Raw genomic sequence first — 14629 nt, 5'->3', positions numbered from 1 at the left:
CCAACGGAGCTGACGACGACCCTGCCGCGCGCCCGACCAGAGCAGGGCGCAGTGGGCGCCCACCCATCACAACCGGAGGTACCCATGAGACGGACACTGGCTCTTCTGACATCGGGGGCAACGCTGGCGGTCAGCACCGTCGTCGGCCTGCTCACCCTGAACGCGGCGCCCGCCAGCGCGATCAGCGCCTGCCCCAGCGGTATGAGCTGCGGGTACTACACCGTCAGCGGCCTCGGCTCGCGCAAGACAGCGGTTCGCAACGCCGGCGGCAACAGCCTCGACCTGGCCGTCGCCATGTTGGAGACCGACACCATGACGGCCAACTACACCTACGGCGACGGCAAGACGTCCGACTCCGCCAACTTCGGCATCTTCAAACAGAACTGGTTCATGCTCCGCACCTCGTGCAACAAGTTCAAGGGCCAGACCACGAGCCAGTGGAACAACGGATCCGCCCTGAACAGCGATCTCGGTGCGGACGTGACCTGCGTCCACAACAGCCAGAGCTACTACGGCATCAACAAGTGGTTCGGTGGCCACCGCAACGGCGAGACGGGAGTGAACAACTACAACACCACCGACATCAACAACTACAAGACGGCGGTCTACTGGATCCAGACGCAGATCAACTCGAGTTCGACCTATCTGTCCGACGACACCCGCTTCTGGGTGAGCGTCCCGCCCATCTGACAGCCGGCACCGCCCCCGCGGTCAGCGGCCGAAACGTTTCCCCCGCCAGGTCACCGGTTTCGCCGGCCTGTCCCCCTCGCACCGAGATCACCCCGGAGGAGAACGTGAAACTCATCCCCAAGATCGGTCTGGCAACGGCTGCCCTGCTGTCGTTGACCATCGTGACCGTCCCGACCGTCGCTTCCGCCGCCACCGGCATCCACGTGAGCGGCAGGAACATCGTCGAGAGCAACGGCAACTCGTTCGTGATGCGCGGAACCAGCCACCCGCACGCGTGGTACTCGAGCCAGACCGGCGCGTTCGCCGACATCAAGTCCCTGGGCGCCAACACTGTCCGAGTCGTGCTCAGCGGTGGCCGATGGACCACGAACTCGGCAAGCGACGTGTCGAACGTGGTGTCACTCTGCAAGTCCAGCAAGCTGATCTGTGTCCTGGAGGACCACGACACCACCGGATACGGCGAAGCCAGCGGCGCCTACAGCCTCTCCCAGGCCGCCGACTACTGGATCAGCGTCAAGAGCGCTCTCCAGGGCCAGGAGAACTACATACTGGTCAACATCGGCAACGAGCCGTACGGCAACAACAACACCGCCAACTGGACTGCCGACACCAAGAACGCGATCACCAAGCTGCGCAACGCCGGCATCGCCAACGCCCTGGTGGTGGACGCCCCGAACTGGGGACAGGACAACAACGGGGTGATGGCGGCCAACGCATCGTCGGTGGAGTCGTCGGACTCGGCGCGGAACACCATCTTCTCCGTGCACATGTACTCGCACTTCAGCTCCGCGTCGACCATCACCTCCTACGTCAGCACGTTCAAGAACAACAACCTGCCGCTGATCATCGGTGAGTTCGCGCCGTACGACCCGTACGGCGACGTGGACGAGGACACCCTCATGTCGACGGCGCAGTCCCAGTCGGTGGGCTACCTGGGCTGGTCCTGGAGCGGCAACAGCAGCGACATCTCCTACATGGACCAGGTGAACAGCTTCGACAAGAACAGCCTGACGTCGTGGGGCAGCCGGCTGTTCAACGGCACCAACGGCATCAAGGCCACCGCCAAGCAGGCCACCGTCTACTGAAAGGCCTGCCGCGGCCGTGTGATCGACGCATGACCAGGGCCCGGGTCGGCGTACTGCCGGCCCGGGCCTACGCGCCTTCCCCGGCCGGGGCCGGGCCGGTGCTGTCCCGGGGCGTGATCCGGATGGGCGGCCCCGAGTGATCGGCCGGCGGTGCGCCGGCCAGCACCCCCAGCACGGCCCGGCCGAGTCCGACGCCCTGCTCGTGGGCGTCGATGCTGAGCGCCGACAACGGCGGGACGGCCAGCTCGCAGAGAGCGGAGTCGGCATAGGCAAGCAGGCTGACCTGCTCGGGCACCCGGATGCCGGAGCGCACGAGATCCTCCTCGGCGGCGGCGGCCATGACGTCGTTGTCGAAGAGGATCGCGGTCGGGGCCGGTTGCCGTGCGAGCAGCTCGCGTGCGCCACGCACGCCTGACTCGGCGCTGTAGTCCGCCTCGACGACGTGCACCTGTATCCCGAGGTGCGCACCCGCCGCCAGCATGGCCGCGGAGCGCTCGGCCGTGTGCACCAGGTCGGACGGCCCGCTCACCCGGCCGACGACCCGATGCCCGAGAGAGCCGAGCAGGTTGACCGCGGCCACGATCGCCCCGGCGTCGTCGGTGTGCAAACCGGTCGAGGCCACCGGTCCGGCATAGTGGCCGGCGAGCACGGCCGGCAGTCCGAGCGCCGCCAGCCGTGCCGGCCGCGCGTCGTCGTGCACGAGGTTCACCACGACGACCGCCTTCACCGTGCCGTCGCTCGCCCAGCGCTCGTAGGTCGCCAGTTCGGCGTCCAGGTCGGGGACAACCAGCAGCAGCATGCTGTCACCCGCCGGGGCCAGGGCCTCCTCCATGCCGGCGATGAGCTCCATGAAGAACGGCTCGACACCGACCCGCGCGGCGTTCTCGGTCAGTACGAGGCCGATCAGGCCGGGCGCGGTGGTGGTCTGCACGGCCGGCCTCAGCGAGCGCCCGCGGGCGCGGCGAGGGTGTTCGCCGAGCGCAACACTTCGCGGGCGGTGAACGCGCCGGCGGCCACCGCGGCGCCGGTGCGGACCCGGAAGGTGCGGCTCTCGCCGGGCAGGAGGTCGACCAGCATGTCGTCGACGACGGCGTCGGGGGCGACCCGGTCGGCGAGCACGGCGACGTCCCGGGCGAAGGAGGAGGCCGTCACGGTCACGGCCCACCCGTCCGGCGTCCTGGTCACGCTCGCGGAAACCGGGTCCGGTTCGTACGCCAGCTCGGTGTCCTCGGCGAACAGGTGGGTGGCGCGCAGCCCGTCGATGTCAGCCACCAGCACCTCACGGGCGGGGTCGGCGACGGCGAGCAGATCCGCGCCGACCGGCACGCGCGTCACCGAGCGCGGCGCCACCTGGAGATGGATCTTGGCGCGGGCCAGCTCACCGCCGTCGAAGCCGGCACGCACCAGCCCGACCAGGCCGGTCCACGGCTGGTCGCTGTCGTTCACGGCCACCAGGGTGACGGCGCCGTCCCGCACCTGGAAGCTGACCAGGCGCGGGGCGTAGGAGCGGCGCAGCGCGTACCAGGCCGGCTTGAGCCTGCCGGCGCCGTCCACCACCGCCCAGGACGTCACCGGCCAGCAGTCGTTGAGCTGCCAGAGGATGCTGCCCATCGTGTGCGGGGCGAGCGAGCGCAGGTACTCCACCGCGTACGTCGTTGCCCTGGCCTGGTTCAGCTGGGTGGCCCAGTGCCATTCGGTGAAGTCGGCCGGCACCGGCATGTGGTGGGCCAGCCCGCGGTTGAGCTTGTCGTTGCCGTCGGCGGCCTTCTGGTGCATCAGGAACGCCGGGGACTCCTGGTGCAGGTCGGCCGGCGCGAGGGTGGCCGTGAGCGTGGACCAGGCCGGCGGCGCCTGCCAACCGAACTCGGAGCAGAAACGCGGCGTGAAGTGGGTGTGCCAGGTGTAGTCCCGCCGATTCCACGCCTGCCACTCGTGCCGGGTGCCGTGCCGGTCGTCGTTGGGGTGCACGACCTGGGGGTCGAAGCCGGGGCTGGACGGGCTGCCCGGGTGGTAGGGCCGGGTGGGGTCGAGCTCGGCGAGCAGTGCGGGGAAGTCTTCGTAGTAGTAGCGCGCGCCCCAGGTGAGGTCGCCGAGGCGGTCCTTCCAGTCCCAGTCCTCGTGGCCCCAGAGGTTCTCGTTGCCACCGTTCCAGATCACCAGGGAGGCGTGCGAGCACAGACGGGTGATGTTGTCCCGCGCCTCGGCCAGGATCTCGGAGCGGATCGGGTCCTCCTCGGAGTACGCCGCGCACGCCAGGAGGAAGTCCTGCCATACCATCACGCCGCGCTCGTCACAGACATCGTAGAAGTCGTCCGACTCGTAGATGCCCCCGCCCCAGACACGCAGCAGGTTGGCGTTGGCCGCGACCGCCCGGTCGACCGCGGCGGCGTACCGCTGCCGGGTCAGCCGGGTCAGCAGGTGGTCCTCGGGAATCCAGTTGAGGCCGAGCACGAAGATCTCGCGCCCGTTGACGACGAACGCGAAGCGGGAGCCGGCCGCGTCGGGGCTCTCGTCCAGCGTCACGGAGCGGAACCCGACCCGGCGGGCGAAGGAGTCGAGCACGGCGCCGGCGGGGTCCAGCAGGTCGACGGTCACCGCGGCGAGCGGGTGCTCGCCGTGCCCGGCGGGCCACCAGACGGGAGCCCGCGGGATGACGAGTTCGACGGCGCCACGGTCGCTGCCGGCCGGCACGACGACCTCGCCGGTGAGGCCCTCCGGACGGCCGGGCAGGTCGCCGACGGCCACCCAGGCCACCAGATCACCGGCCGGCTCCAGGCCGGACCGCTCGATCTCGACATGCACGGTCAGCCGCCCGGTGCTGCGGTCCGCGTCGAGTGTCGCGAGCGGGCGCACCCGAGCGAGTCGCGCCACCCGCCAGCGTTCCAGCCGCACCGGCTTCCAGATGCCGGCCGTCTGCAGGTCCGGGCCCCAGTCCCAGCCGAAGCCGCAGGCCATCTTGCGGACCGCGTTGAACGGGTGGTCGTAGGCGCGTGGGCGGGAGCCCAGCCGGTCCTGCACCGCCTCGGCGAATTCCAGCGCGGAGTCGAACCGCACCGACAGCGTGGCGGCGGGCCGGCGCAGCGCCTGCCGTACGTCGAACCGGTAGCTCCGGTGCATGTTCGCGGTGCGGCCCAGCTCGACGTCGTCGAGACTGACGGTCGCGACCGTGTCGAGTCCCTCGAACACGAGGTCCAGGCGCTCGTCCGGGGCCGCGGGGACGGCGGACACGGTCGTGTCGTAGCGCCAGGCGCCGCGGTGCAGCCACGCAAGCTCGGCCTCGTGCGTGCCGAGGTAGGGGTCGGGGATCAGCCCGGCCGCGAGCAGATCGGTGTGCACCGTGCCGGGCACCGTGGCGGGCACGGGCGCGTCGCGGACCTCCGGGGGCACCGGGCCGCCGACGGCGCGCACGGTCCAGCCCGAATGCAGGCCGCTCTTGATCATGGACCGTGTCCCGTCGTCTCGGAAGTAACCCGCCCGCTACCATTCTTAAGTAACTGAACGAAGTGCGTCAACAGTGCCATGACGAAGGAGCCCCATGCCCGAGCACGGCCTGGTCCATCTGAGCGCGTCGGGCGTGAGCGTGGTGTTGGATGCCCGGGGGACGCGGCTTCCGGCGGTCGTCCACTGGGGTGCCGCGCTCGGCGACCTCAGCGATGATGAGCTGGCGCAGCTGGCGCTGGCAGCGACGCCGCAGCCCATCGGCTTCTCGGTGGACGACCCGGTGCGCGTGTCGATGCTGCCCGAGCAGTCCGCCGGCTGGCTGGGTGCCCCCGGCCTGTCCGGGCACCGCGATGGACGCGCCTGGTCCCCGGCATTCGCCGTCACCCGGCGACGGCGCGAGCGGCGCGGCACGGCCGAGACGTTCGTCACCGGCGCGCACGACGCCGCCGCCGAGCTGGACCTGACTCTCGAGCTCGAGCTGCACGCCGGCGGGCTGCTTCGCACCCGGGCCACGCTGACCAACGCCGGCGCGGGAACGTACTGGCTGGAGCAGCTGACGCCGTTCCTGCCGGTGCCGGCGGAGACCGCCGAGCTGCTCGACTTCACCGGCCATCACCTGCGGGAGCGGTCGCCACAGCGGACCGCGTTCACGCACGGGCTCCGGGTCCGGGAGAACCGCACCGGGCGCACCGGCTACGACGCGGCGCACGTGCTGTGCGCGGGCGTTGCCGGCTTCGGCAACCGTGGCGGGCGCGTGTGGGGGGTGCACACCGCGTTCTCCGGCGGGGCCCGCACCATCGCCGAACGCACCTTCCACGGGTACTCCGCCCTCGGCGGCGGCGAGCTGCTGCTGCCGGGCGAGGTGGGCCTGGCCCGTGGGCAGTCCTACACCACACCCTGGCTCTACGGCTCGGTCGGCGACGGCCTGGACGAGCTGGCCGGCCGCTTCCACGCCTACCTGCGCTCGCGGCCCGGGCATCCGTCCTCACCCCGGCCGGTCGTCGTCAACACCTGGGAGGCGGTCTACTTCGATCACGACCTGGACCGGTTGACGCAGCTGGCCCGCGCGGCCGCCGCGGTCGGCGCGGAACGTTTCGTGCTCGACGACGGCTGGTTCGGGTCCCGGCGCGACGACACCTCGGGGCTCGGTGACTGGGTCGTCTCGCCGCGGGTGTGGCCGCGGGGGCTCGGGCCGCTGATCGACGTGGTGCGAGGCCTGGGCATGGACTTCGGTCTGTGGGTCGAGCCCGAGATGGTCAACCCGGATTCGGATCTGGCCCGGGCGCACCCGGACTGGATCATGGCGGCCGGTGACCGGTTGCCCCCCGCCGCCCGCCACCAGCAGGTGCTCGACCTGGCCAACCCGGCGGCGTTCGAGCACGTGCTCGGTCGCCTGGACGCGCTGCTGAGCGAGAACGCCATCAGCTATCTGAAGTGGGACCACAACCGCGACCTGGTCGAGGCCGGCCACCCCGGCACCGGCCGGGCCGGCGTGCACGACCAGACCCGGGCGCTGTACCGGCTGCTCGACGAACTGCGTGCCCGGCATCCGCACCTCGAGGTCGAGTCGTGTTCCTCCGGCGGCGGCCGGGTCGACCTCGAGGTGCTGGCGCGCACCGACCGGGTGTGGGCCTCGGACTGCATCGACGCCCACGAACGGTTGGCGATCCAGCGGTGGACGAGCCTGCTGATCCCGTTGGAGCTGATCGGCTCACACATCGGCGCGCCTCGCTCGCACACCACGATGCGGGAGTTGCCGCTGGACGTCCGAGCGGGCACCGCGATCTGGGGGCATCTGGGCATCGAGTGGGACCTGACCCGGGCCGAGCCGGCGGAACTCGCGCGGCTGGCCCGGTGGGTGGCGCTGTACAAGGAGCTGCGCGGCCTGCTGCACAGTGGCGTCCTGGTGCACGGCGATGTCGTGGACCCTGCCTTCCAGCTCACCGGCGTGGTCGCGGCGGACGGCTCCGACGCGCTGTACGCGATCTTCGCCACCGCCACGAGCGCCAGCTATCCCCCGGGTGCCACGGCGCTGCCGGGCCTCGACCCCGGCCGTACGTACCGGGTGCGTCCCCAACCGCCGGGCGACCAGGCGGACGGTAACGCTGCCGCGTGGGGCCGTGCGTTACCCTGGTGGACGCCGCGGGGGGTGCAGCTGTCCGGGCGTGCCCTGGTCAGCGCGGGTGTGCGTCTCCCGGTGCTCTACCCCGACCACGTGGTGTTGGTGCGCGCGACGGCGGTGGACGATCGCGTTGTCGGCTAAGGGGACGGTGAGTCGGCGGTGAGCGGTAACGCACTCACTCCGGTGGGCGGGACCCCGGTCGGCCGCGGCCGGCGGACGGGCGCCCGGGAGAGCATCCTCGACGCCATCCGCTCGGCCGAGCCGCTGAGCCGTGTGGAACTGGCCTCGATGACCGGCCTGACCGAGGCCGCGGTGTCGATGACCGTCCGCCGGCTGCTCGAGGAGGGCCTGGTCGTGGAGACCGGGCGCAGCCCGACCGGCGGCAAACCCCGCACCATGCTGCGGCTCGACCCGGCGGCCCGCGTCTCGGTCGGCATTCACCTCGACGAGGACACCACCACCTACGTGCTGACCGGCCAGACCGGAGGGGTCATCTCGCGTCTGGCCCGGCCGGCGCTGATCAGCGACGACCAGGAGGCGTTGCTGCGCAGCCTGGCGGCGGACGTCGCCGTGCTGATCGACGCCTCGGGCGTGGACCGGGCTCGCTGTCTGGGCATCGGCGTCGTCTGGCCCGGCCCGCACGGACCGGGAGTGCGTCCGGAGGAGGCGCCGCCACACCTGCGGGGCTGGCGCGGGCACGACCTGGACCAGCGGCTCGCCGAGGCCACCGGGTTGCCGGTGCTGGTCGAGAACGACGCGACCGCCGCCGCGGTCGGCGAGTACTGGGTCGCCCGCGTCGGGCCGACCCGCGCGTTCGCCGCCCTGTACATGGGCAGCGGCATCGGCGCGGGCATCGTCATCGACGGAGTCGCACTGCGCGGCAGCCAGGCCAACGCGGGTGAGTTCGGCCACCTGTGCCTGCAGGTCGACGGGCCGGCATGCTGGTGCGGCAGCAACGGTTGCCTCGAGGCGCTGGCCGGACCGCAGATGGTCGTCGCCGCCGCCCTTGCCGACCCGGTGGCCAGCGCCGAGGCGGGCCTGGACGCGGACCGCTCGCGGCGCAGTGCGGCGGGTAACTTCGCCGCCATCGCCCGCGCCGCGCGCGGCGGCGCCCCCGCCTGCCGTGCGCTGCTCGACGACTCGGCGCGCTACGTCGCCGCGGCCGCGGAGTCGGTGGTCAACCTTCTCGACATCGACCTGCTGGTGCTGACCGGTCCGGGATTCGCGGCGGCGTCCTTCGTCTACGGTCCCGCCATCACCTCGCGCATCGCCGCCGCCGATGCCCGCACCTGGCACCGGTCGGTGACGGTGACGGTGTCGCTGGCCGCGGAGACCGCCTCGGCGACCGGGGCGGCGGCGCTGGTGTTGCAGTCGAGCATGCGCCGCTGAACGACGCGGCCGGCTCAGCCGCGCAGCTCGCCGATCCGCCGCTCCGGGTTGGGCGCGGCCTCGGCCAGGGTCTTCGTGTACTCGTCCTGAGGGTTGAGGATGACGTCGTCGGCAGGCCCGCGCTCCACGATACGGCCCCGGTACATGACCAGGATCTCGTCGGAGAAATGCCGGGCGGTGGCGAGGTCGTGGGTGATGTACAGAACGCCGAGGGCCTCCTCGCGCTGCAGGGTGGCCAACAGGTTGAGCACGCCGAGCCGGATGGAGACGTCCAGCATCGACACCGGCTCGTCGGCGATCAGGATGCCCGGCTCGGGCGCCAGGGCACGAGCGATGGCGACGCGCTGGCGCTGCCCGCCGGAGAGCTCGTGCGGCCGGCGGGCGGCCACGTTCTCGACCGGGGTCAACCGGACTCGCTCGAGCAGCCGCAGAACCCGGCGGTGCACCTCCGTCCTGGACAGGCCCGGGTGATGCAGCCGGATCGGGCGTTCCAGATGGTGTTCGACGGTGTGGAACGGGTTGAGCGAGGCGAACGGGTCCTGGAACACCATCTGCACCGTACGGCGATAGCGCACCAGCCCGGCGCCGCGCCGCTCGACGGGCTCGCCGTTCAGCCGGATCTCCCCGGACGTGGGCCGCTCCAGCTGCAGCAGCAGCTTGGCGATCGTCGACTTGCCGCTGCCGCTCTGCCCGACCAGCGCGACGGTCCGCCCCGGCTCGAGCGTGAAGCTCACGTCGTCCACCGCCCGCAACGCCTTCGTGCGCAGGCCCTGCCGCAGGTGGTACTCCTTGACGAGGTTGCGGGCTTCCAGGACGGTCATGCCGTGCCCTCCTTTCGCATGCCCCGCCGGCCCTCGCCCGCGGCCCGGCGGGGCAGCTCGCGGCGGTGCCGCTCGGTGCGGGCGGTCATGCGGCGCTCCCAGCGGTCGGATCGTCGACCTTGACGGCGTCCAGGGCGAGCAGGCGGTCGTCCAGGCCACCCCGGACGAACGACCCGCGTTCGCCGGTGAGGCTGGGGAAGGACGCCAGCAGTTGCCTGGTGTAGTCGTGTTTCGCGTTGGTGTAGAGCTCCAGCGCGTCGCCGAGCTCCACCACCCGGCCCTCCCGCATGACCGCGATGCGGTCGCTGATCTCCAGCAGCAGCGGCAGGTCATGGGTGATGAAGATGACCGCGAACCCGAGCTCGTCGCGGAGCCGGGTAATCTCGCGCAGGATCTCCCGTTGCACGACGACGTCCAGGGCGGTCGTCGGCTCGTCCATGATCATGACCTGCGGTTCCAGCGCCATGGCCATGGCAATCATGACGCGTTGCCGCATGCCGCCGGACAGTTCGTGCGGGTAGGCGCCTAGTCGCTCGGGGTCCACGCCGACGCGTTCCAGCAACTGCGCACACCGTGTGCGCCGCTCCCGCCGACCCATCTCCGGGCGGTGCGTGGTGAAGATGTCCTCCAGCTGCCGGCGGATGGAGATGACCGGGTTGAGGGAGTTCATCGCACCCTGGAACACCATCGAGATCTTGTCCCAGCGGGTGGCTCGCAGTTCCTCGGCGTGCAGCAGGTTCCAGTCGATGTCGACGCCCTCGCGGGAGTGGAACACCGCGCGGCCGGAGGAGATCACGGCCGGCGGCTTGAGCAGCCGCACGATGCCGTACGCGAGGGTGCTCTTGCCGCAGCCGCTCTCCCCCGCCAGCCCGAGAACCTCACCCCGACGCAGGGTGAGGGAGACGTCGCGCACCGCGTGCACCACCGGCTCGACGAGATAGTCGACGCTGAAGTCCTCGACGGTGAGCACCGGCGAGGAGAGAACGGGCTCGACCGGCGGCCGTGACGGCGATGCGCTCACAGCGTGGCCTCCTTGGCGTTCGCGGTCCGCTCGCGCGACATCCGCCAGCCGCGGCGGGCGGCACGCGTCTGGTTGCGCAGCTTCGGGTTGATGATCTCGTCGATCGAGAAGTTGACGAGCGACAGCGCCGCCCCGAACAGGGCCAGCATGAGACCCGGCGGAACGAACCACCACCACGCGCCGAGCCGCAGCGCGAGGCCGTTCTGCGCGTAGTAGAGCATCGTGCCCCAGGTGAACGAGCCGGTCGCGCCGAGGCCCAGATAGGACAGGCCGGCCTCGCCCAGGATGGCGAAGATGACCGCGAAAACGACCTGCGAGGCGAGCAACGGGATCAGGTTCGGCAGGATCTCCACCGCGAGGATGCGCCATCGCTTCTCGCCGGTCACCCGCGAGGCCAGGACGTAGTCGCGGTTGCGCAGGCTCAGGGTGTACCCGCGCAGCACCCGCGCCGACCCGGCCCAGCCGGTGAGCGACAGGACCAGCGCCACCAGCCACAGGCTCTTGTCCGGCACGTAACTGGAGATGACGATCACCAGCGGCAGCCCGGGTATGACGAGCATGACGTTGGTGAACAGCGAGAAGAACTCGTCCACCACACCGCCGGCGTACGCGCCGACGATGCCGAAGAAGCTGGACAACAGCAGGGTCAGCAGCCCGACGATCGCGCCGATGGTCAGCGAGCCGCGGGTGGCGTAGGCCAGTTGTGCCAGCACGTCCTGGCCGGTCTGGGTGGTGCCCAGCAGATGCTGCCCGCTGGGTCCGGCCAGGCCGATCTCGTTCACCTGCGAGGGATCCCGCACGACCAACGGACCGACCAGCCCGAAGAGCAGGATCGCGCCGCCGATGGTCAGCCCGGCGGCGAGCTTGGCGGTCATCGGCGGTAGCCCGAGCCGTCGCCCGGCCCGCTTCGGGGCGTCCGCGGTGCCGACGGGCTCAGCGGACTGGGTTGTCAGTGCCACGGTCGGCCCCTCTCAGCTTCCCGCCCGGGTGCGCGGGTCAATGACGGTGTACAAGAGGTCGACCAGCAGGTTGGCGCCGAGGACCGACAGCGTGATGATCAGGAAGATGCCCTGCATCAGCGCGTAGTCGTTACCGCTGACCGCCTGCAGCAGGGCCGATCCGATGCCCGGATAGGAGAAGACCGCCTCGGTGACGATCGAGCCGGCCACCACGAAGCCGAGTGAGATGGCGAAGCCGGAGATCGAGGGCAGGACGGCGTTGCGTGCCGCGTACGTGCGCATGATCCGGCCGGGGCGCAGTCCCTTGGCCTCGGCGGTGAGCATGTAGTCCTCGGACAGGGTGGAGACCATCATGTTGCGCATGCCGAGCAGCCAGCCGCCCACCGAGGAGATGACGATCGTCAACGCCGGCAGGGTGCCGTAGTAGGCGACCGAGCGGATGAACGTGGCGTTGAAGCCCGGCACCGCGTTGTAGACGTCGTACCCGCCGTTCAGCGGAAAGACCGACATGACGCTGCCGAAGAAGAACAGCAGGATCAGGGCGAGCCAGAAGTACGGGACGGACTGGAACATCGTGGTGACCGGGATGAGGTTGTCCAGCCACGAGCCGCGCTTCCAGCCGGCCAGGGTACCGAGGCCGATGCCCAGCGCGAACGAGATGATCGTGGACAGGCCGATCAGCCCGATCGTCCAGGGCAGCGTCTGCGCGATGATCGAGCTGACCGACGCGGGGAAGTAGGACACCGAGACGCCGAGGTGCCCGGTGACGAGGCTGTGCAGGTAGTCGCCGTACTGGGCCGGCAGCGACTGCGAACTGTCGGTACCCAGCAGCGCCTCGATCGACTTGCGGGTCTCGGGCGTGACCGTGCCGTGCTGGCCGAGCTTGGCGATCATGAGGTCTACCGGGTCGCCCGGCATGAGCCGCGGGATCGCGAAGTTCACGGTGACCGCGGCCCAGAGGGCGACCAGGTAGAACCCCAACTTGCGGAGCAGGTAGCGCATGTCGGCCTTACTTGGCCGGCTTGATCGTCGACAGCACGATCCCGCTGTCCCAGGATTTCCAGGTCGCCGGGATGGCGTACTTGTCCGCGTTGGTCGGCCAACCGGTCGCGCGGCTGGTGTTGAACTCGGTGAGCATCGAGTTCACGTAGATCGGGATGTACGGCAGGTCGCGCACGATCTCGGTCTGCACGATCGCGTACTGCTGCTTCTGGACGTTCTCGTCGTTCGTGGCGGCGGCGACGCCCAGTGCCCTGTCCACCGCCGCGTTGGAGTAGCGCGCGTAGTTGCTGCTCGGCGGCGCGGCCTCGCCCACCCTGACCGTGGTCGCGGTGTTGAAGTGCTGGTTGTAGGTGTAGTACGGGTTGCTCGACGGGCCGAGCCCGATCGAGTCCAGCGAGAGCTGGAACTTGCCCTGCACCTCGTTGTTGTTCCACTCGTTCCAGGACAGCTGGGTCGGCTTGAGTTCGATGCCGACCTTCTTGAGCGCCTGGGTCATGGCGTCGTTGAGCGAGATGAAGTCGCTCCAGCCGGTCACGGTCTGGATGGTCAGCGACAGTCGCTGGCCGGCCTTGGCGCGGATGCCGTCGGCCCCCTTGGCCCACCCGGCCTGGTCGAGGATCTGGTTGGCCTTGGCCACGTCCGCGCCGCTGGGGGTCTTGACGTCGGCCGGGTCGGCGATCCATTTGGCGTCCCGGTCGGGCAGCAGCATGGTGGGCGAAGCCGTGGCGGCGAAGCCCCCGCCGGCGAGCTTGTTCAGCTGGTCGCGGTTGATCGCGTAGTAGATGGCCTGCCGCACCGCCACGTCAATCTGCGGGCCGGTGCAGCCGAGCGACGCGTTCGAACAGGTGAAGATCGAGGCGCGCAGTTCCGGCGTGTTGACGTAGGTCAGGTCCTTCTTGCTCTTGATGAGCTGGTCGAGGCCGGGCAGGAAGGAGCTCATCCAGTCGATCTGGCCGGCGGTGAGCGCGGCACTGGCGGCGTCGGCCGTAGCCAGCGCGATGTACCGGATGGTGTCGATCTGCGGCTTCCCGGGTTGCCAGTAGTTCGGGTTCTTCTCCAGCACGTAGCTCTGTGCGGAGAACGACTTCTTCCGGTACGGACCGGTTCCGACGGGGTCGGGGTTGGTGGTCTTCGCCGGGTCGCTGAGCTTGCTCCAGGTGTGCTCGGCCACGATCGGCGTGTTGCCGAGCAGGTTCGGCTCCTGGGCGAACTCGGGGCTGGCGAAGACCAGTACGGCGGTGTGGTCGTCGCTCGCGGTCGCCGAGGTGATCTTGATGCCGGAGGAGTTCAGGGCCGGCGTGCGGCGGATCAGGTCGAAGGTGTACGCCACGTCCTTGGCGGTGAACGGCTGCCCGTCCGACCATTTCACGGCGTCGCGCGTGGTGATCGTCAGCGTCTTGCCGTCGGGACTCCACTTGTACGCCGTCCCCAGCATCGGCCTCGGCGCGGCTCCGGTGGCGAGGTTGTAGTAGTAGAGCGTCTCGTAGATGACGCCCTGCGTGGGCTGCAGGAGCGTGGGCGAGAACGGGTTCCAGTTCTCGACGATGGTGCCGGTCGAACCGTTGAAGACGGTGATCGCACTGGCGCCGCTCTCGCCGCCGCCGGTGGAGGACCCATCGGAACATCCGGTGACGGCGAGCGCTGCCGCGGTCGTCGCGGTAGCGAGAAACCCAAGACGCCGGACGAGGCGCCGGAAGGACAGTGACATCGGTGAATCCCTTGGTCGGATCGCCACGAACGCAGCGGCGATGCTGCGGCGGGTCGTGCCGACGCGTCCCGATCGACACGCCGGCGGGCGACCTCGTCGGGCCATTATTAAGCTGCTTAAGTTTTGGTTGTCAAGTAGCGATGTCACCCCGGGGCCGTGTGCCGTCCATCGCGGCGCATCGCCCGGGACGTCCGCACCGAAAGACATCCCAGGAGCTTTGAATGTCAAGCCGCAGTCGAGTTGACGTGATGCGACCAGGCGGTTGTCTCGTTGTAGTGGGTGCCGGTTTTGAGGCATCCGTGGAGGATGCCGACGAGTCGGTTGGCGAGTTGGCGCAGAGCGGCGTTATGGCTCGCGCCGCGGGCTCGTTGCCGGTCGTAGTATGCGCGTG

At 70.1% G+C, this 14629-nt stretch carries 11 protein-coding genes and 1 pseudogene; 4 read left to right on the top strand and 8 right to left on the bottom strand.

Features of this window, described 5'->3' with window-relative positions; translation table 11 throughout:
- Window positions 1-84 precede the first annotated feature (84 nt).
- A complete protein-coding gene (locus tag ACJ73U_RS42390; RefSeq protein ID WP_407783437.1) occupies window positions 85-690 on the top strand; it encodes a hypothetical protein in 606 nt (201 codons plus the stop codon).
- 104 nt (window positions 691-794) lie between these two features.
- Window positions 795-1775 carry a glycoside hydrolase family 5 protein gene (locus ACJ73U_RS42385; RefSeq protein ID WP_407783436.1) on the top strand — a complete coding sequence of 327 codons (981 nt, stop codon included), beginning with the start codon at window positions 795-797 and terminating at the stop codon, window positions 1773-1775.
- 67 nt (window positions 1776-1842) lie between these two features.
- On the opposite strand, the gene ACJ73U_RS42380 is transcribed toward ACJ73U_RS42385, so the two are convergent.
- Entirely contained in the window at window positions 1843-2706 is an 864-nt protein-coding gene (locus ACJ73U_RS42380; protein WP_407783435.1) for a LacI family DNA-binding transcriptional regulator, read from the bottom strand.
- Window positions 2707-2714: 8 nt separating this feature from the next.
- The gene (locus ACJ73U_RS42375) at window positions 2715-5216 is read right to left on the bottom strand and encodes a glycosyl hydrolase 2 galactose-binding domain-containing protein (protein WP_407783434.1); all 2502 of its coding nucleotides are present in this window, start codon (window positions 5214-5216) and stop codon (window positions 2715-2717) included.
- 94 nt (window positions 5217-5310) lie between these two features.
- Between ACJ73U_RS42375 and ACJ73U_RS42370 the strand changes: the two genes are divergently transcribed.
- Together ACJ73U_RS42370 and ACJ73U_RS42365 are read left to right on the top strand one after the other, a co-directional pair.
- On the top strand, window positions 5311-7479 hold the full coding sequence (locus ACJ73U_RS42370; RefSeq protein WP_407783433.1) for an alpha-galactosidase: 2169 nt from the start codon (window positions 5311-5313) through the stop codon (window positions 7477-7479).
- An 18-nt stretch (window positions 7480-7497) separates the two neighbouring features.
- Window positions 7498-8727, top strand: a complete 1230-nt coding sequence (locus ACJ73U_RS42365) for an ROK family protein (RefSeq protein WP_407783432.1) — start codon at window positions 7498-7500, stop codon at window positions 8725-8727.
- Between the two features lie 14 nt (window positions 8728-8741).
- Here ACJ73U_RS42365 and ACJ73U_RS42360 read toward each other — a convergent pair whose 3' ends face one another.
- The 6 genes and pseudogenes from ACJ73U_RS42360 to ACJ73U_RS42335 form a co-directional block, all read right to left on the bottom strand.
- Complete coding sequence (locus ACJ73U_RS42360; protein WP_407783431.1) at window positions 8742-9548, bottom strand: ABC transporter ATP-binding protein; 807 nt, start codon at window positions 9546-9548, stop codon at window positions 8742-8744.
- Window positions 9549-9633: 85 nt separating this feature from the next.
- A complete protein-coding gene (locus tag ACJ73U_RS42355; RefSeq protein ID WP_407783430.1) occupies window positions 9634-10569 on the bottom strand; it encodes an ABC transporter ATP-binding protein in 936 nt (311 codons plus the stop codon).
- Window positions 10566-11528 (bottom strand): ABC transporter permease, encoded by a 963-nt coding sequence (locus ACJ73U_RS42350; RefSeq protein ID WP_407783429.1) that lies wholly within the window; start codon window positions 11526-11528, stop codon window positions 10566-10568. Before ACJ73U_RS42350 ends, ACJ73U_RS42355 begins: the two co-directional genes overlap by 4 nt.
- Window positions 11529-11540: 12 nt before the next feature.
- Window positions 11541-12530 carry an ABC transporter permease gene (locus ACJ73U_RS42345; protein WP_407783428.1) on the bottom strand — a complete coding sequence of 330 codons (990 nt, stop codon included), beginning with the start codon at window positions 12528-12530 and terminating at the stop codon, window positions 11541-11543.
- Window positions 12531-12537: 7 nt separating this feature from the next.
- Window positions 12538-14238 (bottom strand): ABC transporter substrate-binding protein, encoded by a 1701-nt coding sequence (locus ACJ73U_RS42340; protein ID WP_407783427.1) that lies wholly within the window; start codon window positions 14236-14238, stop codon window positions 12538-12540.
- 224 nt (window positions 14239-14462) lie between these two features.
- Window positions 14463-14629 (bottom strand): annotated as a pseudogene (locus ACJ73U_RS42335) (IS110 family transposase); the annotation flags it as partial.

This window comes from Actinophytocola sp. (assembly GCF_045807065.1).
In the GTDB taxonomy this organism is placed as follows: Bacteria; Actinomycetota; Actinomycetes; order Mycobacteriales; family Pseudonocardiaceae; genus Actinophytocola.
The sequence above is the reverse complement of the archived record's forward strand: the minus strand, read 5'-3'. Positions and strand labels throughout refer to the sequence as shown.

What these genes read in the sequence shown, in the direction of transcription:
- ACJ73U_RS42340 (WP_407783427.1), bottom strand. Translation starts at nt 14,238, where the DNA reads ATGTCACTGTCCTTCCGGCGCCTCGTCCGGCGTCTTGGGTTTCTCGCT.
- ACJ73U_RS42360 (WP_407783431.1), bottom strand. Translation starts at nt 9,548, where the DNA reads ATGACCGTCCTGGAAGCCCGCAACCTCGTCAAGGAGTACCACCTGCGG.
- ACJ73U_RS42370 (WP_407783433.1), top strand. Translation starts at nt 5,311, where the DNA reads ATGCCCGAGCACGGCCTGGTCCATCTGAGCGCGTCGGGCGTGAGCGTG.
- ACJ73U_RS42345 (WP_407783428.1), bottom strand. Translation starts at nt 12,530, where the DNA reads ATGCGCTACCTGCTCCGCAAGTTGGGGTTCTACCTGGTCGCCCTCTGG.
- ACJ73U_RS42375 (WP_407783434.1), bottom strand. Translation starts at nt 5,216, where the DNA reads ATGATCAAGAGCGGCCTGCATTCGGGCTGGACCGTGCGCGCCGTCGGC.
- ACJ73U_RS42390 (WP_407783437.1), top strand. Translation starts at nt 85, where the DNA reads ATGAGACGGACACTGGCTCTTCTGACATCGGGGGCAACGCTGGCGGTC.